At 72.1% G+C, this 22,199-nt stretch carries 1 protein-coding gene (running past one end of the window); it reads left to right on the top strand.

All coding sequences use genetic code 11. The features are described 5' to 3' along the window. On the top strand, window positions 1–22,199 hold the 3' portion of the coding sequence (locus tag QSK32_RS05255) for a DUF8616 domain-containing protein (RefSeq protein WP_285471351.1). It extends 16,567 nt beyond the left edge of the window; only the last 22,199 of its 38,766 coding nucleotides appear in the window; its start codon lies off the left edge, out of view; it ends in the stop codon at window positions 22,197–22,199.

Raw genomic sequence — 22,199 nt, 5'->3', positions numbered from 1 at the left:
ACGCGCCGGCCGCCGCCGACCGCGGCAACCAGCGGGACCGGGCCGTCCGCGCGGCGATGGCCGGCGTGGACCCGCGCTCGGTGTACATGCCCGAGCCGAACACCTTCCTGCGGGTCGACCGCGGCCGCCTGGAGAACGACATCACCTTCGGCGTGCGCAACGACCCGCAGGGCGACCTCAAGTACACCTCCAAGGAGGGCCGCGGCCTCGCCCAGTCCGCCGCCCAGCAACGCCTGTTCCCCGGCATGGATCCGCTCGCGTTCGGCGCGTTCGACCCCAGCGTGTCGTTGGAGACGCGTGCCGACCGGCTGCTGCAGAACTTCAACGCGGCGAACCCGGATGCCATCCCGCAGAGCCACGCCGACCGGGAGACCTGGAAGAAGCAGGTCCAGAACTACATCCAGACGTTCCATCCCGGTGTCGACGCGAACACGGCCGACGGCCTGACCCGGCTGGCGTTCAAGAGTGTCGAGCCGATCAGCCCGACCACGCAGAAGAACCTGCTCAGCGAGCTCAAGGACGTCCCGAGAGACTCCCGCGCCACCCTCGTCCAGGTCGCCGGGGCCACCCACAACGCGCTGTCGAACAACCCGCACACCGCGTCCCAGGCACCGTCGGCCGCCGCTCCCCGGGACGTGGCGGTCCCGGCCCCGGTCATGCAGCCGCAGCACAGCCAGGCCTGGCAGGACGCGTACGACAACGCCGAGCAGAAGCAGCTGCGGACCGAGCGGTACAACCCGTCCAAGGACACCATCGTCCCCGGCACCCACCTGCTCCGCGGCGAGATCACCACCATCGACTTCACCAGCCGCGACTTCACCGCCGACGGCAAGGACTACCGGTCGTTCGAGGTCAAACTCGACCTCACCTCCCGCGACAACCGGATGACACCGGACCAGCTCCGGGACTTCGCGAACAACATCCAGAACACCATCGACCAGCGGGTCAACGGCCAGTACACCCTCCCCGGCGGCCGCGAACTGCACGTCAGACTCACCGTCGACGCCAACGGCGTCCCCGTCGAGATCACCGGCAATCCCGACGACACCACCCACCAGGCCCGCTGGAACACCAACGACAACCCGGCCGTCCTCGTCCACGAGGTCATGCACTACCTCGGCCTCAACGAGGGCTACAAGGCGGACCACCACCTCTTCAACACCCAGGACCGCCCCGGCGTCATGGGACCCGAGGCACTCGACCCCGACGGCCCCACCCGCTACCTGCACGACAAAGACCTGCAACTCATCCAGAACGTCTCGGACACCGCCGGACCGGTCAACAACCTCACCCCGGCGTTCTCGCCCCGCAACGACGTGCACACCGACTCGCGGGCCATCGGCGTCGAGATCGAGGGCCGTCGCCACCAGCTGATCACCACGGGCAAGCTGGACTACAACGACGTGCTGGTCAAACACGTCAGCGGCAACGTCGAGATCAAGGTCGACGGTTACTACGCCCGCGACAGCGAGGGCAACAAGATCCCCGGCAAGGTGTCCATCGGTGAGGTGGTCAGCGCCCCGGCCAAGGTCCTGCCCCGCGAGGACCGGCCGGACCGCTCCGAGGTGATGTCGCTGACCCGGGAGGCCAACCGGCGTCTCGACGGCATCACCCCGGGCGAGCAGAAGCCCCTGCACGACCTGTTCCCGGCATCCGAGGGCTGGCAGGTCACCAGCGAGGGTGAGCGGGTCGAGGTGCTCGGCCGGGTCCTCAACCCGAAGAGCCAGCCGTACACCCAGTACACCGTGGGTGTGCCGATCGCCGGCGCGACGAAGCTGATGAGGTACGTCGCCGAACGCTCGTCCCGAGTCGCCACCGACAACGCGCCCCGCAGCCGACGCGGCATCATCGAGGACGGCCTCGACGTCGCCGCCGACGTCGCCGCCAGGTACCGCGCGTGGGCCGGTCCGGACGCGAAGAACCTGGACGCCGAGGAGATCTCCGGTGTCATCGCGCTGATGTACCCGCACGTCGCGGCGCTGTCCTACAGCCACGTCGCCGACCTCGCCGACCAGGACGTCCGGATGGTCAAGAGCTACCTCGCGGTGGCCTCCCGGACCGCTCCACGGGCCCTGCACGCCGGCCTGTCCGAGAAGGCCCGCGAGTTCCTCGACGAGAACTCCAGCGAGGTCAACGACCTGATCAACCAGAAGTTCGGCGGCACCCTGGCCGGCGACCCCGCCGTCGTCCAGGTACTCAGGGACAACTTCCTGCTCGACGAGGACGGCACGTACGACGTCACCAGCGGCCGGGTCGACATCCTGGACGGCGCCACGATCCAGGACTACCTGGACAACGCGCTCCTCGGTGAGGACTCCAGCGTCGAGTTGGACCAGTCGACGTTCCTGGAGACCCATTTCACGAAGCTCGACGACAACGGTGGGCGCCTCACCGACCACCCGCTCGTCGTGGTGGAGCTGCGCGCCCTCGCCGCCCACCAGGACCTCGACGGGGTCGAACGGTCCACCGAGGACCTGGCCGCCCTGGTCGCCGAGATCAACCGGGACGTCCCGGTCGCCGACGCCGACCGTCTCACCCAGCAGCTCGACCAGGTCGACGGCGAGATCGCGGACGGCGCCGACGCCCTCCAGTCCCTGCGGGACGACGTGGCCACGCTGGCCGGCCCGGCACCGGACTGGCTCACGACCGCGGTGGACTACGCGGACAACCCCCGGATCGAAGGTGCCCGGCTCGACGACCTGGCGGACCGGACCCGGCGGACCTGGCACACGTCGGCGCGCGAGCTGGACGCCGCCCGGGCGGACGGCGCGGTGCTCGACACCGTGCTGCAGAACGCCCGGGCACAGGGGGCCGACCTGAACAGCCCGGACGTGCAGCGGTTCGTCGACCTGGTGGCCCAGCACCGCCTGGCCCTGCGCCGGGCGGGCAACGTGGCCGAGGACGTCCAGGACGATCTCCGCGACGTCGAGAAGCGGATGCAGGACTTCGAGGGCGTCGCCGACCGGGTCAAGCGCGACATGGGCATGGTCGCCCGGTCCGCCTCGGCGCTCCGGGACCTCCAGCCGATGATCGACGAGCAGGCGGACGGTGCCGAGCGCCTCGCCGACCGCGCCGATTCCGCGCTGGCCACGGTCCGCACCGCGATCGCCGACTACCGCGCCGATCCGGCCAAGGCCGATCGGGCGGTCGCCGGCCTGCGCCAGGCGGGCACGGCCGCGGGCCAGATCGAGAGCCGGATCGACGCGGTCCGTGACGCGGTCGGGGCCGCTGTCGGCCGGCGTCCCGGCGATGTCGGTGACCTGGTCGGCCGGATGGAGGAGGCCGTCGAGGAGCTGGAACAGCGTGTGGAGGACGCCACCGACTCGCTGGACGCCGCCGAGACCGGACTGGCCGCCGCGATCACCCGAGCCGGGCACGGCAGCCGCTACCTGGCCGATGCCCGTCCCGTGTTCGAGGACGCGATGGCCGCGGCCGAGAGCCTCGGCTACCTCGACGACTCCGACTCGGACTCGGACTCCGACCCGCAGGACTGGGCGGACCGCTCGGACGACGAGGACGCCTTCCTCGGCCGCCCGTCACCGCTGGGCCAGGGCCGGATCGAGAACGGCCGGACGGACCCGCGGGAACCGTCCTGGGGCCCGGACACGGTCCCCGCCACCACGATCGACGACCTGCGCTCCGGTGTGACGCCACGCCGGGCCGACACCGCCGCCTACGACGTGGTGCACACCGGCACCACCGTCGGACCGGTGCCCGCGATGGTGGCCGAGTCGTACGCCGCGGCCGGCCTGGACCTGCCCACCACCGGCGCCGTCGCCCGGCCCGCCCTCGATGCGGTCACCGGGCCGATCGCGTACGACCACCGCGTCCTCACCACCGGCGACGGCCGCACGGTCCACGACTTCACCGTCAAGGTGTTCCTGGACGCCAGGGACCCGGCCGCCGACCAGGCGAAGGACCAGGTCGAACGGCGGGCGAAGGCGGCCGTGGCGGCGGTCTTCAACAACGGCTACCGGATCGGCGACGGCCAGTTCAACGTCGCCGTCGACTTCGTCACCGACCCGGCCGACGCGCACACCGTGATCGCCCTGCACGGCCCGGACGACGCGCCGGCGACCACCCAGACCACCTGGTCGACCGCCTCGGACGACCTGGACTTCGCCCACGAGATCGGCCACTACCTCGGCCTGTACGACGAGAACGTCGACAGACATCTGACCGACGCCGACGGCAACCCCGTCCAGCGCATCCTCAACCGGGACGCGGGATCCGCGCACGTCTTCGCCGACAACTCGATCATGACGTCGGCCGACCCGGCGGACCGTCCCCAGGTGTTCCAGCGGCACCTCGACCAGATCGTCCGGATCCGGGACACCGCGCTCAGCCCGGATCGCGGCGACCTCGGCCCGGATCCGGCGCCCCGGATCGACCGTCCCGGCGCGCTCGGCACCCGCCCGGCCGGTGGCCTGGAGACCGAGGGCCGCCGCCACGAACTGACCTCGGACGGCGACATCGGCTACAACGACGTGCTGGTCAAGCACGTCAGCGGCAACGTCGAGGTGAAGGTCGACGGCTACTACGCCCGCGACGCCGACGGTAGGAAGATCCCCGGCAAGGTCTCCATCGGCGAGGTGGTCACCAGCAAGCCGTTCGCGATGCTGGGCCGCGAGAACCGCCCGGACCGGGCCGAGGTCGTCGCGCTGCACTCGGACGCGGTCCGCCGTCTCGACGGGCTGGCCGAGGGCGAGCAGAAGTCGCTGGCCGAGGTGTTCCCGGCGGACGAGGGCTGGGTCGTCACCGACGCGGGCAAGGACGTCGGGGTCAAGGGCCGGATCCTCAACCCGAAGAGCGAGCCGTACACGCAGTACTCGGTGGGTGTCCCGGTCGCCGGCCTGACGAAGCTGCTCAAGCACGTCGCCGACAACTCGTCGAGCATCGCGACCGACAACGCGCCCCGCAGCCGCCGCGGCATCATCGAGGACGGCCTGGACGTCGCCGCCGACGTGACGGCGAAGTACCGCGCGTGGGCCGGCCCGGACGCGAACGCTCTGGACGCCGACGAGATCGCCGGTGTCATCGCGATCATGTACCCGCACGTGGCGGCGCTGTCGCACACGTACGTCTCGGAACTGGCCGGCCAGCCGATCCGGATGATGAAGAGCTACCTCGCGGTGGCCTCCCGGATCGCGCCGCAGGCCCTGAACGCGTCGCTCTCCGAGAAGGCGCGCGAGTTCCTGAGCGACAACGCGGACGACATCAACGATCTGATCAACCAGAGGTTCGGCGGCACCCTCGCCGGCGACCCGGCCCTGCAGGACCTGTTCCGGCGCGAGGGCATCCTCGACGACGACGGCCGGTACGACTTCAGCGACGGATACCTGCACAACCGCGGCCGGACCACGATCCGCGACTACCTGGACAACGCCCTGCTCGGTGAGGACGCCGACGTCGAGCTGGACCAGGAGATCTTCCTCAGCACGCACTTCGCGTCGCTCGACGACAACAACGGACGTCTCGCCGACCGGCCGCTGGTCGTGGTGGAGATCCGGGCCCTCCGCTCGCACCAGGAGATCGAGGGCGTCCAGCGGTCCGTCGAGAAGCTGACCGACGTGATCAACCAGATCAACCGGGAGATCCCGACGGCCGACGCGGACCGGCTCGACGACCAGCTCACCCGGGTCGCCCCGGCGATCACCGAGGGCGCCGACGAGCTGACCCGCCTGCACGAGGGCGTCACCGAGCTCGCCGGCACGTACGAGAGCCTGATCGACTACGCCCGGGAGGGGCACGCCTCCCGGTACACCGCGATCCGGGCCGGGGTCGCGGATCTGCCCGCCCGGGCGACGACGCTCCGCAACGACTTCATCGCGCGGATGGACCAGGTCGCGGCCGAGGGGAACCAGCTCCTGGAGACGGCCCGGTACGCCCGGGCTCTCGAGATGGACACCCGCGATCCGGCCGTCCGGCGGTTCTTCGACCTGGTCGACGGTCACCGGCAGGCCTACGTCCTGGCCGACCGGGCGTTCCGGGGGATCCAGCGGGATCTGGACACCGTCCCGCGGGAGATCAAGCTGGCCGACCGGGCGTACGCCGACACCCGGGACCGGCTGATCCGCTCGGCGGACTTCGCCACCAAGCTGGTGGGCGTCGCCGACACCCTCGCCGAGCACGCCGACGTCACCCGCCGCCTCGCCGACCGGGCCGGCGCCGCCATCGACAACGCCCGCGCGGCGATCGACGACTACCGCGCCGACCCGGCGAGGTCCGACCGGGCGGTCCGCGGTCTGCGGCAGACCGGCATGGCCGCCGGCCAGGTCCGGGACCGGGTCGACCAGGCACGGACCGCGCTGGGGGACATCGCCGGAGGACAGCGTCTCCGGGGTGACCTGGGGGATGTCGTCGACTCGCTGGTGACCGCCATCCGCAGCGACAAGTCCCGGATGCACAACACCGGCAACCTGCTGCTCGATGCGGAGACCGCGTTCGAGCGGGCCGACGGGAACATCCGGGGCACGCTGCAGTCGCTCGACGACCGTCTCGACGGTGTCGCCGGCACGGCGCTGGCCATCGCTGAACGGCTGGGCTTCGGGCCGGAGGCGCAGGCCCGGGCCGCGGAGTCGGACGACGACCCGATCGTGCTGTCCGACTCCGACGACGATCTGCTCGTCGGCTCGGACGACGAAGGCGACGCGAGCGCCGTGGGCGACGCGAGCGCCGTGGGCGACGACCCGGGGCGCTACCGGTTCGCGCCGGACGAGACAACCGTGGAGACAGCACCGGACGAGACAGCCGCGGGGACAGCACCGGACGAGACGGCCGCGGAGACAGCACCGGAAGCGCAGCCGATGCCGGCGGCCCAGCCGCAACGGGTCGACGCCGGCATCCTGCTGGCCGGGCCGGACGACACCGCCACCCCGAGGATCGCCGCGCGGTTCCCGGCGAACCCGGAACGGTTCCACGTCTTCACGCACGCCGACAGCACCAGCCTGCGCGTCGGATCCGACCGGGTCGGCCCGGACCGTCTCGCCGCGATGATCAGGGCGAACCCGGACTGGCACGGTCAGCCGATCGTCCTGGTCGCCTGCGACACCGCGGTCGACTCGGCGAACGGCTTCGCGGCCCGGTTGGCCCGGGAGTTGCCCGGCACCCGGATCGTCGCGCCGCGCGGCATCGCCTTCGCCGGTGCCAGCGGCCACGTGGTGGTCTCGAACCCGGACACCTACGACGAGTTCGGCATGCCGATCGTGGGTGAGGTCACCGCCGACTCCCGGTGGTTGTCGCTGGTCGCCGGGCCGGACCCGGACGCCGCGGTGCAGGTCACCGAACTCGGCCACGTGCTCAGCCCGTCCACCGCCCTGGGCGAGCCGGACCCGGACGGCCTCGCCGCGGTGATCGACGAGTACACCGCGACGACCACCGCCGACCTGGGCTCGTTCTCCCCGGAGGCGCAGCGGGTCGTCGACCGCATCGGCCGGGTGCTGCCGCTGGCCGGGAACGCCCAGCAGTGGCAGGAGACCGCGAACGCCCTCACCGGCACTGCCGAGGCGATGTCGGCGGAGGTCCGTACCGGCATCGCCGAGCTCCGGCAGGACCCGCACGCCGGTGACCCGGTGGTCCAGCGGTCGCTGACCGGTGCACAGCGGGAACGCACCACCATCGACGGTTTCCGGGAGAACGCCGTCCAGGCCCGGCACCTGACCGCCCGGACCACCGCGATCCTGGACTCCCTCGCCGAGGTGCACCACGACTTCGACCGGGTGCTGTCCGACGGCCGCCGGTACGCCGCCCAGGCCACCGAGGCGGCCCGGACCGCGCAGCAGGCCCGCCGGGACCTCGACGCCACCCCGGCCGACCAGCCCGAGCAGCGGGCCGTGCTGCACCGGACGATGGCCGAGGCGTTCGCCCGGTCCAACTTCGCCGCGGCGCACACCCGCGAAGCGCGCGACCGGGCCGCGGAGCTCGCGGCCGCGTTCGCGCGCGGTCCGCTCGCCGGTACGCCGGAGACGATCACCGCCCGGCTCGAGAACACCCGGGCCGTGGTCGAGGACCTGGTCGACCAGGAGGCGGCCGCCCACCGTGCCTTCGACCGGGCGGCCGGCCGGATCGAGGACGCCGGCGACCGGCTGACCGATCTGAATCAGCCGACCCCGGACCCGGAGCCCGCGCCGACGACCGAAACGGATCCGACGACCGCGGCCGAGACCGCAACGGACGCGGAGACCGGACCGGAGGCGGAGGAGACCGGCGACACCCCGCTCCCGACGGCCGACGCCATCCGGGCGAACCTGCCGGACTACCTGCGGGACAGCCACACCCTCGGCATCGCCGAACAGTTGCTGGCCACCGAGGACCTCAACCTGGACGCCGCGCTGCGGACCCTCGGCACCCGGCTGTCGAGCACGATCATCAGCCGTACGCAGGACGACGCCGTCGACGACGTGGACCAGTTCCTCAGTGGCCGGCCCATCCCGGTCACGATCGACGGCCGTCCGGCCGAGCTGCGGGTGAAGGGCACCTTCGACTGGGACGCGATGACCGTCGTGAAGGTCCGCGACACCCCCGGCAAGATCAGCTCCAAGGTGCAGGAGACGGTCACCCACAGCCTCAAGCACAACCGGGACCGGCGGATCGACCCGAAGGCGACGGTCAGCGCCGCACCCGGCCTGGTCGTCGGGGTCGGCGGCTCGGTGCCGGTGGCGCCCGCCGTCGAACACTCCACCGCACACAAGAGCAAGTACACGTCCACCACCACGGTCAAGGTCGCCGACCTGGCCGAGGTCCGCGTGCCGATCACGTTCACCGCCCAGTTGTCCGAGGCCGGGAAGCCACTGTCCGACCCGGTGGAGGCGACCGGGACCGTTCTGCTCGGCGTACCGTCGAATCTGACGAAGCCGGCGGCGAACGAACCGGCCGATCCCACCACGGTGTTGCCCGCGCCGGTCCCGGCGCAGTTCGGTGTGGAGAGCGTCCGCAACCGCCCGGCGCAGCCGGAGGAGACGTTCTTCGACCAGGTCGAGGCGATGCTCATCGCGGACGGGCTCGGCGACCTGGTCCGGGTCGGCGCGCCCGGTCGCGGCACGATCCAGCAGCTGTTCAGTGCGGCGAACTTCTCCGGCAACCTGGCGAAGATGGTGGTGACCGATCCGGACAACCGCCACGACGGCTGGATCCGGTCCGGTTCGCTGCCGCGGGCGGCCGAGAAGGGCTGGCGGCGCTACTTCCCCGGTCGCAGCCGGCAGATCGAGGTCCGCCTGGTCGCCCGCCGTCTCGACGAGGTGGAGAGCGTCGCCGAGGCCTCACACGTCGACACCTCGGCGCTGTCCGGGGAGAGCACCGACACCAACGCCGCCAAGCGCCTCTGGAGCGTCTGGGGTTCGGTCGGTGGCGGTCTGGACGTCGCCCCGCTCAGCCTGGTCATCGCCCCGCGACTGGGCGGCAGCCACGAGCGCGGCTTCACCCAGTCGATCGTCGAACAGACCGGTGACAAGCAGATCCTGAAGGCCACCGCCCCCGGCGTGCGCTACCAGGGTGAGTACGGCGTGCAGGTCCGCGTCCTCGGCCGGAGACCGACGATGTTGGCCGGCCTGGTGGAGACGTTCCAGTGGACGACCCGGGACCGGGTCCGCGACACCGCCCTGGACCCGCGGGCGCGGGAACGCGCCGAGCAGTGGCACGGCCGGACCGGCCGGGCCCGCACCCACTTCGCGCCGAACCGCATCGAGCGCGGCGACTCGTTCGGTGGCGCCTTCATCACCCGGCTCGGCGACGGTGGGCTCTACGACGCGGTGGCCGACACCGTGCGGTCGCTGCCCGGCAACGACGACTTCCGCCTGCCGAGCCCGGACGAGCTGCTGCGGCACTTCGACGACCCGGAGTTCGCCGGCGGTCTCAGCCCCGACGTGCAGGCGGCGCTGGCCCGGGACGCGGAGACCCGGACCCAGCTCTCCCCCGAGCAGCTGCGCCACCTGGCGAACCGGATCGTCGGGCCGGGCCTGAAGATCCCGCTGGTTCGCAAGGGCACGTTCCTCGACTACACCACCGTGGTCACCATCAAGGGCACGCTGAACAGCCTGTCCGACGGTGACGTGATCGACCGCGGCACCAGTGAGGCGTCCGACAAGAAGCGCAGCAAGACCACCGTCACCGGGGTGACCGACACCAGCAAGTCGGTGGACCTGAGCCTGGAGACCCGGGTGCTCGGCCCGATCGGCCGGGCCGCCTCCACGCTGCTCGGCGGACCGCGGGCCGGCGTCACCTGGGGCGACACCGACGAGCACGGGCTCACCGGTGGTCAGGCCGCGGAGAGCAGCCACGGGCCGTCACTCGACGAGAAGGGCAAACCGGCCGGGGTGCCGCTGCGCGAGTTCGCCGGCAGCCTGGATCTCAGCATCTCGACGCAGACGTACGTGCGGGCCAACCAGGCCGGCCGGTCGCTCTCGGTCGGTTCCTACGGCCGGGGCGTGCCGACCATCATCGGCGCGATGCAGCAGGCGCCGCGGACCAGCCGCCTCGACGTCCGGATGCTCATCCCGGAGAGCAAGGTCTCGCAGACCCGTCCGGACCTGCGGCCAAGTCCCCTGCCGCGGGACCGGGAACGGATCGAGCACCCGCTGCCGATCGGCATGATGACCGGCGGTTACCCGCACGACCTGGACGGCCGCCGGGTGGAGTCGTTCGTCGGCGCGGACCGGCTGCAGGACGCCGTCATCGAGACCCTCGACGAGGCCAGCGACGACGCGATCTACACGTTCGAGGACGGCCGGATCTCCACGGTCATCGCGGACGAGCTGTCCCCGGAGCGGCTGGCCGGCGACGCCGAACTGTTCAGCCGGCCGCTGACGCTGAGCAACCTGTGGCACGGCCGCCGGGCCGAGGACGCCAGCGGTGACGTGCGGGTCCGGCTGCGGCCGACCAACCCGAAGGTGCTGGAGGAGACCGAGTTCTCCCGGATCAAGCGGACCTTCGCCGGCGGCTCGTCGAGCAAGAGCAAACACGGCCGGTCGATCGAGCTCAGCGCCTCGGTCTCCGGCACGGCCGTCGCCCGCGGCCCCCGCGCCGACCACGGCGACAGCACCACCACACCGGGTGCCGCCGTCACCCTCTCGGTCACCCCGTGGCGCCGGGTCTGGGGCAAGGTCCAGGAGAAGAGCCTGGCCGGCGTCTCCAAGCTGCGGATCAGCGGGCGCCCGGAACGCGAGCTGCTGGTGCAGGTCGACGTGGACGCCGAGATCATCGCCGAGGCCCGGCACGACAGCAACATGCCGCTGCGGCTCTGGCCCGCCTCGCCGACCAGCCGGGCCGGCCAGCGGCTCACGCTGCCCGGTGCGGTGATCATGCGGATGACGCCGTCCGAGCTCAAGGCGATGCAGGACCGCGACCGGATGCGCAACCACCAGTTCTCCGACGTGCGCCTGCAGCTCCAGCACGCCGAACGTTCCGAGGCCCTGCGCGCCGCGCATCTCGAGCAGCGCACCCGTCTGTCGCAGGCGCAGGCCCGGGAGTCCGGGACCCTGATGCGGCGGCAACGAGCCGAGACCAACAACCTTCATGGGTACGCGGCGCGCATCGACCGTGATCTCGTCGGGCGTACCTTCACCGAGCAGTCCACCCGCCACCAGCGCGAGCAGGACCGGCTGACCACCGAACACACCGAGGCCACCCAGCACCTCCACGACGTCCAGCGGCTGGAACGCGACGTCCTCACCGCACACCAGCAGACCGAACGCGACATCGTCCGCAACGAGCAGGAACGGCAGAACCGGGACGCGGCCGCCACGAACGTCCCCGCGCACGCCGCCCAACCGCAGTTCCGGCCGGGACCGCAGCGTTCCCTCGGCATCGGCGGCGTCGCCACCCACGTCGACCTCGGCAAGCGCATCCCGCACCTGCGGCACCGGCTCGCCGAGGCGACCACCGAGGAACTCGCCCACGCGATCCTCCCGGTCGAGCTGGGGCGCAGCGCGTACGACAACGTGCGGGCGATCAGCGGCAGCAGCTTCATCGGCGCCGCCAACCTGCACCTGAGCAGCGCCCTCAACGGCGGGCGGACCGAGACGGTCCGGATGGAACGGCGGTTCGGCGGTTCGGCGTACCAGGTGACGCTGACCGCCGAGCCGATGCAGGAGTCCCGGTTCACCGGGATCACCATGGTCGACGAACTGTCGATCACCGACCGCAGCACGATCGGCAGTTCGGAGACCAGCTCCAGTTCCCGGACCGTGGGCGCGGTGACCGTCAGCGCCCGCGGGCAGGGCACCGAGACCGACAAGGTCGCCGGGGACGCCGCGAACACCACCGGGCCCGGCGCGACCAGCACCACGGTGGGCGGCGGGCTGACCGCCACCGCCGCCCTGGACGAGCGTGGCGCCAAGGAGACCCGCGGCGGCGATCACACCTTCGAGCAGTCCCTGACGGTGTCCGGCCCGGTTCCCACGTACCGTGGCAAGGTCCGTTTCACGGTGACCGTGACCGGTCCGGGACTGCCGCCGACGGGTGTGTCCGTCCAGGACATCCACGAGGTCACCTCGCTGTCGGCGTCCGAGGGCCGGCCGCTCGCCACCTCCGACCCGGTCACCTCGATCCCGGTGTCGCAGACCTCCGAGGTGTCCCGCCGGTTGTGGCGCGAGGCCGACGGTTTCGACCGGCTCCCCGAGCCGGGCCGGTTCGCCGTCGAGGACGTCCTGGTCGACCTGCCCTCGCTGCACGAGGCCGCCGCGCAGGCGCTGACCGACTCGGGCGCCGAGGTCGACGCCGAGACCCGGGCCGCGATCCGCAACGCCCTGACCGTCACCCAGGCCAAGGCGCTGCCGGCCATGCAGGGCGGCGTGATGCAGCTGCCGATGCCGACCTCGCTCGGCCGCGACCTGCACCTCGACGCCCGGCTGGTGGCGAAGCCGAAGCCCCTCCGCGCCGACGCCGGCGTCACGATCGGCGGCTCGGCCAAGCGCAGCCGGGAGACCAAGGCCGAGCAGACCGCCGGGCACTCGTTCACGCTGCGGATGAACGGGCCGATGGTCACCTCCGGGGCGAACCACCCGGGCGGGGCGAGCAAGGTCGGCGAGCGGGAGACCTTCAATTCGGTCACCGGCACCACCTTCATGGAGCAGCAGCTCTACCGCACCGATCCGTCCGATGTGGTCAAGGACGAGAACAAGATCGAGTCGGTGAAGGCCACCGCGAAGGCGACCGAGCAGGCCGACGACGACAACAAGGTGACCCAGGCGCTGGAGTACGGCGTCGAGTTCCGGTTCGTCGCCACCTCCCAGGACAAGCTCGGCAAGCACCGGGCCGGCACCGAGGTCCGGGTCCCGGGCGGCTACGTGATCCGGATGGACGACGCCGCGGCCACCGCCCGGACCGGCCGGGAGGTGCCCGCCGAACAGCGGGCCACCGCCCTCGCCGTGGCCGACGCGACGAAGACGTGGACGACGGCGGCCGCCACCCTGGACGGCGTGGACTCCCGGGGTGACGACCGGGCCGACGCCGAACGCGCCTACGACGACGCCGAGAACGCCTGGTGGGACGCGTACCAGGCGCACGAGGCCGAGGTCGCCAAGCCGGCCGGGACGACCGAGCCCCGGGAGTTGAGCCTCGACGAGGTGGTCACGGTCCCGCTGCTCAACGCGCGGGGCGAACTGGTCGGCACCGGCTTCCCCAGCCGCGACGGCGACGCCACCACCATGCCGCGGTTCGCCTCCGCGGTCGACGACGCGGACCTGGGCACGTACCGGCGGTTCGAGGAGGGCCCCGGTTCCGGGCACACCGACGAGGCCACCCCGTGGAAGGGCCGGCCGGTCTACTTCGACGTGCACGGCAGCCGGGACGGCTTCGCGGTCCAGCTCCGGGACGGCAGCCAGGTCAGCCTCACGGGTACGCAGTTCGCCCGTCTCGCGGCGCAGAGCACCGCCCTGCGGGACGCCCGCAACGGCACCCGGTCCCCGGTCGTCCTGCTCTCCTGCGATGTCGCCGCCCTCTCCGAGCAGGGCGGTCCCGCCTTCGACTTCTCCGCGCAGCTGCGCGACAACCACCTGGGTGAGACGTACGCGTCCACCACCCGCACCTACACCAACCCGATCGGGCAGGGTCAGGTCCATCTGGCCGTCGGCGACGGGGGACGGTTCGTCCGGTTCGGCGACACTCCCGGCAAGCGGGTCGGGTTCGCGGCGCCCGCACCGGAGACCGCGCGCCCCAAGGGTCCGGCCGACTCCCCCGAGAACGTGTGGACCGACCGCGCCCAGCCCTCGGTCCCGCCGGACCCTCGGCTGCCGATCGCCACCAACCTGTCGCTCCGCGACGTCATCCACGACACCCGCCGGGACCGGTACGGCGACCCGCTCGGCGTGTTCTTCCCGCTCGACATGCCCACCGACCGGATGATGCGGCGGGCCGCCGACTTCTCGTACGACAGCACCTACAGCGTGCCGAACCCGTACTACCCGGGCACCTTCGACCGGGTGCCGACGCCGTGGGCCGGGTTCACCATCCCGCCCCGGACGGTGAACGCGGTCAGCGGCGGCACCGGTTACGCCGTCATCCGCCTGCAGAACCAACGGCTGGTCCAGGTCAGCGGCGCCGACCTGGCCCGTCTGGCGATCGAGGCCGGACTGTACGACGGACCGGACGGACCGGAGTCGTCGGTGGTGCTGTGGGGCGGCTTCCAGGGCCGCGACCAGTTCCCCGGCGGTCTGGCCCACGACTTCGCCGAGTACGCGTACCGGCAGGCCGGCCGCGAGGCACCGGTCTTCGCGGCGGACGCGATGACCGACTTCACCACGTTCTCCAGCATGGTGCTGCCGCAGGGCGGTTCGTTCCAGCGGTTCCGGCCGGCCGCGATGGACTTCGAGATCGAGAGCGTGACGGCGACCAGTGTCGTCTCCGACTCGCCGAGCGACGACACGGTCGTGCCGGACGCGTACACCACGCCGGCCGAGCCCACGCCGCCGTCCCGGGTGGTCGCGGACGCCTCCGGCACCCCGGTGGTCTTCTCCACGGTCACCGACCCGCAGCTGTCCCGCGAGGTCACCGCGTTCGCCGGCGACCTGCGCGACTCCGGCATCCGGCACGTCGTCCTGGAGACGTCGCTCGGCGGCGGCCAGGTCGACCGGCAGATGCTCGGCTCGCCGTGGGGTGCGGACGCACACCGCGAGGCGGGCAAGCCGGTCCCGGTGTTCCTGCAGCGGTCGGCGGACGGCACCGGCTTCTCGATCAGTTCCCCGGACGGCACCCCCCGCGTCGTCCAGCCCCGGGACCTGGCCCGGCACCTGAACGCCGACCCCGCTTTCCGGTCGCTGGACCGGTCCGGGTTCAACCGGCCGCTGGTGCTGGTGGTGCTCGGCCCGAACGGCGGTCTCACCCAGGCCGAGGCCGACGCGGTCCTCGAGGGTCAGATCGAGGCCGGCGGCTACCGGCGGATCTTCTACCCGCGCGGCGCCGGCGTCGCGGTACGCGTCGGCGTCCGGCCGTCACACGGCACCGTCCTGACCGTCAGCGAGGGCGCGTTCGGCCTGGCCCGCCCACCGCTGCTGAGCGACGTCGAGGTGTCCGGCCTGCCCGGCGACCGCGGTGTGCGGCTGCCGAGCGGGCAGCCCGGCGACACCACGGCCGACGCCGCCGTCCACACCGGAGCCCGCGACGGCAAGGACTTCGGCATCGCGGTCGACGGCGACGGCACCCGGGTGCGGGTCAAGCCGCCGGGCGGCCGCACGGTCGAACTGACCGGTTCCGAACTGGGCCTGATGCTGGCCGACCACCCCGCGGTCAGCCGGGTGGTGGCGACCGAACCGGATACCGGGTTCGTCCTGCTCTCCCCCGACGCCGGCCGCGTCGACCTGCCCGGCAACGTGGGACGTGACCTGGCCGACGCCCTGCCGATCGACCCGGAGATCCGTGCCGTCTGGGCGATCCCCGGCGACGTGCGGTGGCGTGCCAGCGGCCGGCTCGACGTCTCCGGTGCCGGCCGCCCGGTCCGGATGGCCGCCGGACGGTTCGGCGGCGACAGCGGCACCACCGACTTCGACGCCCGGCCGTCGTACTCGGCGCCGCCGCCACCGGTCGCCCCGCAGCCCGCCGCTCCCGCCGTGACCCCGGTCGTCCCGTTCGAGGCCCGTCAGCTGCGCGATCGGGACGGCACCACGGTCGCGTACTCGGCGGTCACCGGCGACCGGCACGCCGAGGTCGCCGCGTTCACCCGCAGCCAGCGGGCCGGTGGGCTGAACTCGTACCTTCGCGACAACCGGCTCGTCGGCGCAGCCTGGTCGCTGAACGCCGACCGACCGGGTGGACGGCCGATCACCGTCTTCGTGGAACGCTCCGCGGACGGCCGGGACTTCCTGGTCCCCGATCCGGACGGGAACACCCGGCGGGTCGCGGCGGCCGACCTGATGCGGACCCTGCACCGGGAGACCGGGCTGCCCGCGATCGACGACGCGGCCTGGGCCAGCCCGATCGTGCTGGTCGTGCTCGGCTCCCCGGCCGGGCTCACCGACCGCGAGATCACCGACATCACCGCCGGCCAGTCCGAGGAGGGTTACCGCCCGATCTACGCGCCGACCGGCGACCGTGCCCGGATCACCCTGACATCCGGCTCCTCGATGCAGCTGACCGGCGGCGAGTTCACCCTGCTGGCCGAGCCGGCCCGGCCGGACCTGGTGATGCATCCGCTGCCCGGCGGGCGTGGTCTCGCCATGCCGCTGCACCGGCACGTCGGCGACATGGTCCCGATGGCCATGGTGTCCGGCACCGACCGGGGCAACGCGCCGTTCTCCATCGCGGTGAACGGTGACGGTGTCCGGGTCTGGGTGATGACCCACGGCAACCGCAAGCTGGAGATGACCGGTTCCGACTTCGGTCAGCTCCTCGCCCAGCACCCGGCGCTGCGCAAGGCCCTCCGGAACGACCCGTCCCTGCGGGTCCTGCTCGCCTCGCCGGAGTCGTCGCGGACCGGGCTGGGCCGGCACTTCGCCCAGGGTCTGGGCCTGGCCCCGTCCCATCAGGTCCTCGGCCTGCCCGGACCGGTCTTCTGGGACGAGAACGGTCACCTGGACGACGACCCGGAACTGGCGCCCGTCCCGGTCGACGGCAGCACCGCAACGCCTACACCGCCCCGCCCGGCGACCCCGCCGGCGCCCGCTCCGGCGCCGACCGTCGACACCGTGCCGTCGCCGGAGCCGGACTCGGTTCCGTTCTCCGGGGACAGCCAGGACCTGCTCCCTCCGCTCGAACTGCGCGACTCCACCGGGCGCGTCTTCGGCATCAGCTACGCGCAGAGCCGGACAGTCCGCGACCAGGTCGCGGCCTGGGCCCGCACCCAACCGGTCGAAGCCCTCGGCAAGGTCGACACGTACGACGCGGAGATCGGCGCGGGCACCCCGTCGCGGCACACCGCCGGCTGGGCGCCGAGCCGCGGGCGACGGCCGTTCGTCGTCCACTTCGACCAGTCGGACGGCGTCGAGGCGTACGCCCCGACCCTCGGCGGCGACAGCCGGACGCTCTCCGCCGACGACATCATCACCAGGATCAACGACACCGGGCTGTTCGACGTCCGGGGTGCCGGCACGGACGCGTCACTGGTGCTGCTGTCGCCGTTCCCCGGCTCGCACACCACCCCGGGCAACCTGGGCCACGACCTGATGGCCGCCGCCCAGCGCCGCTACGGCTACCGCGGTGACCTGTACGCCCCGCAGACCGCCCCGTCGTTCACCGGCGGCAAGCTCGCGCTCGACTTCGGCGGCGACTTCGCGCACTTCTTCGCGGGCCCGGCCGGGATGTCGTTCGACGACGACGCCTCGGACAGCGACTCGGCGGCGCCCGCCCCGGCACCGAAGCCCGACCCGGAACCCGAGCAGGCCGACGAGGAGGCGGAACTCCGCGCAAGCCGGGAGATGCACGACGAGGAAGTGATGTTCGACCCGCCGTTGCGTACCCCGGCGGACTTCCAGGACCCGCTGCAGGGCAAGCCGCCGGCCCCGCCGAAGTCCACGATCGCCGAGGCCCGGCCGGTTCTCGACCCGCTCGGTGAGGTCTTCGGCATCTCCCTGCTGTCCCGCAGCGAGGACCGGGACCGGCTGCGCCAGTTCGCCGAGGACACCAGCTATTTCGCACTGGACATGGTGCACTCCACCGTGGACGGCAAGGACAAGGCCCGAGCCGCGCCGTGGGCCCGGGACTCGAAGCGCGAGGGCGGCCGTCCGCTCTTCGTCTTCGCCCGCAACGGCTTCAACAGCCAGGAGATCGAACTGCCCCGGCGGGACGGCACCGACGACCGGATCCACCCCCGGGACCTGGCTCGTGAACTGGCCAGGAACCCGGACTGGCAGAAGGTCGACAGCGGGCCGTTCAACCGGCCGATCGTCCTGGTCCTCATCGGCGCGATGGGCGCTCCCGTGCCGAAGCAGGTCGCCGAGGACGTCCTGGACGGCATGATCGCCACCAGCGGTTACCGCAAGGTCTACTACGCGGCCGGGCAGTCGTGGCTGCCGAAGAACAAGACGGCCAGCTATCTCTATCTGGACAACGGCAACTACGAGCTGGTCCGTGGCCCCCGGGCGTCGGATCTCACCGTCGAGGCGCTGCCGGACGGCCGGGGTGTCGTGCTGCCGTTGCCCGGCGACGCCGCCGACGTGGCCCCGGCGGTGCGGTCCTCCTCGGCCACCGCGCACGGCGGGACCTTCCTCGTCGGCGTGGCCGGTGACGGCCACCGGATCTGGGCGGCCACCGGCAACGGCGGCCGCCGGGTCGAGCTCGACGGCGACACCTTCGCCAAGGCGCTCGCCCAGCACCCCGACGTCAGCCCGGCCCTGGCCAAGCCACCCGCCGGTGGCATCAAGCTCGTCTCGCCGCTGGCCGGGGCGCGCAACGAGGCCGACTCCGCCGGGTACGACTTCGCCAACGGTCTGGGCGTGGACACCAGTGATGTCCGGGTCACCGCGACCGTCGGTGTTCTGCCGGCCAGTGGGCCGTCACAGCGGATGGCCGAGGTCAAGTTCGAGGACGTTCGGGCCATCAGCCTCACCAGCAAGCAGTCCTACACCGGGCCGGTCGGCGCCTTCTTCCCGTCCCCGAACGACTACCAGTACATCCTGCCGACCGAGACCGATCAGTGGCTGGAGCGCGTCAGCGACTACAGCATGGAATCGTGGGCGGACGAGAGCGGTTTCGTCTCCGACAAGAAGACGCCGTGGGGCACCGCCCTGCCCGCAGTCCTCAAGCTCGGCTCGACCGACAACCAGACCATCGCGCTGCGCGACGAGAACGACAGCGAACGGAAGATCACCATCGCGCCCGGTGACGTGGGGCGGCTGGCCCTGGCCTCCAAGGCATTCCTCGAAGCCGCCGCCGAGGACAACGGTCACCTGATCACCAGTGCCTCGGCGACCGGCGCGAACCTCCGCGAGATCCTGGTGCTGCTGCCGGCCGGGTTCTCCGAGACCGCCGCCGCACAGGTGGCCGACAGCGTGCGCGACGACATGCGGCGGCACGGGTTCTACCGGACGGTGCACACCGCCGTCGGCACCCGGATGACCGAGTTCGGCCGGCTCACTCTGCCGACCTGGATGCGCACCGACCGGCCGAGCCCGCTGACACCGCGGGACGTCGAAATGCGCCCGCTCTACTACGCCGACCGGCAGCTTGCCGGTGTCTCCCTGCCCGCCAGCCTGGACGACCCCGGCCTGGACCGGCAGTTCGTCTTCAACACCCTCCCCGGCGGCCCGCTGAAGTACACCAGTTACATCGGCGAGAGTTCGTCCGGCGCACCCGAGTACGACCTGCGCCGCAAGGACGAGAAGTGGGACGCGCTGATCCTGACCCACGGCATGAAGGCCGCGTTCTGGATCCGGATGCGCAACGGCAACCGCCCGGACCGGTTCGGGGTGAACGGTGACGTCCTCGCCGACCTGCTGAACAACGGCCGTTACCTGGCCAAGTTCACGCCGGACAAGTTCCGCGGCTACCTCGGCGTGGTCTGCCACATCGGCAACGAGCCCTGGCCGGACGGACCGGCCTCGGCCTTCGGGCGGCGGCTGCACGAACTCGGCGACAAACGCGGCATCACCGCCGGCAGCGACACCGTGTCGATGGGCTTCGTCCACGGCACCCTGGGTGTCTACCGGTCCGGCGTCTACACGGCGTTCCCGCCGGCCGGGGTGGTGCACCCGACCGACCCGTCCGGGCCGGGCATCCTGCCGTCGCTGCCGCCCACCACCCGGACCGGGCCGGCACCGGACAACCAGAACGGCACCGCACCGGCGCCCGAACCCGAGACGCCGGCCGTGCGGTGGCGCGACGGCCTCAAGATGTCCGAACTGCGGGTCGTCGCGTACGTCGACGCCACCGGGCGCATCAACGGGTACGGCTTCCCGATCGGCGACGACATGGCCCAGCGGTTCCGGAGCAACGCCCGGGGCGCGGAGGCGACGACGTACGAGTCGTACTCCGGCGGCTTCGGGGTAGGACGGGTGCAGACCCGGCAGGTGCCGTGGGCCGGGCAACAGCCGCACTTCTCGCTCTTCGTGCCGCCGACCCGCAACGACACCGGTGTCCGGGTGATGCACCGCAAGGACGGGATCATCGAGATCCCCCGGGAACAGCTCAGCGCGATCATGGTCCGGGGCGGCCTGTTCAAGCTGCCCGGCGTCACCAGGTACACGCCGATCGTGGTGTGGACCTCCGCGGCGAACGCCGACCCGTCCGCCGGGCCGGTCCAGGAGATCGGCGACGCGCTGCGCACGCTGGGCCACCGGGGCCAGGTCTTCGGTCCGACGACGGACCTGCGGATGAGCCGGACCGGCGCGGCGCTCAGCGGTGGTGGGCGGATGCGGGCGTACGGCGACGCCCCGGGCGACGACGCGATCACCGGACCGGAATCGGTCATCATGCCGCAGGTGACCGCGACGGACGACGACACGGAGCAGGTCTACCCGTGGCGCGAGGACGCCGCATTCCGGCCGACGCCGGAACCCACTCCGGAGCCTTCGCCGGAGACGACGCCGGAGCCCACGCCGGTGGCGACCCCGGTGCAGTCCGACGACGAGTCCGACAGCGACGACGACGCGGGCCACACCGGTCCCCAGGCCGACGAATCGGACAGCGATTCCGATGACGACGCTGGTGACGACGACGCGGCCGAGGAGAGCGACAGCGACGACGACCAGCCCACCTATCAGGACGAACCGCCCGCGCAGTCGATCAACTACAACCCGCCGCGCCCGCAGACGCCCCCGCAGGACGACAGCGACGACAGCGACGACGAGTCCGACGACTCCGGCAGTGAGAGCGACGACGAGAGCGACGACGACCAGCCCACGCCTCAGCCTGCCGCCCAGCCCGTCTACCAGGACGAACCGCCCGCACAGTCGATCAACTACAACCCGCCACGTCCGCAGACACCCCCGCAGGACGACAGCGACGACAGCAGCGAGAGCGAAAGCGAAAGCGACGAGAGCGAGGACGAGGCCACGCCTCAGCCCGCCGCCCAACCGGTCTACCAGGACGAACCGCCGGCCCAGTCGGTCAACTACAACCCGCTGCCGTCGCAGGCGCCCACCCCCGACGAGGACGACGTCATCGTCGTCATCGAGGAGAGCGAGAGCGAACCGGAGCCCGAACCCGAGCCGGAACCCGCACCCGCTCCCGAGCCCGAGCCGGTGGTCACGCAGGTCCCGTACAGCATCGTGACCCTCGTCGACCGGCACGGCCGCACCTTCGGCTTCGGCATGCCGTACGCCGGTCGCACCAACGACGACGTCCAGGCGGACGTCAGCCGGATCAACAGCGGGAAGCACAGTTCCTACGCCCGCCTCGACCGGCACGGCCAGATGACCACCAGCAAGACGACCCCGTGGGGTGGCCGGGACATGGCCCGGCCGTTCTGGGTCGACACCCGGAACCTGCTGCGCGACAGCGACCCGGATCTGAACGTGGTGGCCAACTCGGCGAGCGGGGCGAAGGTCGCCGACCTGCTGATCAACACCGTTCCGGAATTGACCGGTGCTGATCAGCGCAAGCCGATGGTTCTGCTGGTCGGGAACATGGGCCACAAGGACGACGACCCCACGGCTCCGGCCCGGCGGTTCATCCGGCGGCTGCGGGAGCTGGGCTATCTCGGCACGGTCTACGGCCCCACCGGCGACCTGCGGTTCAAGCCGGAGTCCCGGTACGCGGAAAACTGGCTGCGCATCCAGGACGGCAGGTTCGTCCGTCTCGAGAAGGAACCGGCCCCGCCGCGCAGGACGAGAAGGTAG

Origin of the sequence: Actinoplanes sp. NBRC 101535 (assembly GCF_030269225.1) — a bacterium.
Classification (GTDB): domain Bacteria; phylum Actinomycetota; class Actinomycetes; order Mycobacteriales; family Micromonosporaceae; genus Actinoplanes; species Actinoplanes rectilineatus.
Note: the sequence above shows the minus strand (reverse complement) of the source record. Positions and strands in the feature narration are given on the sequence as shown.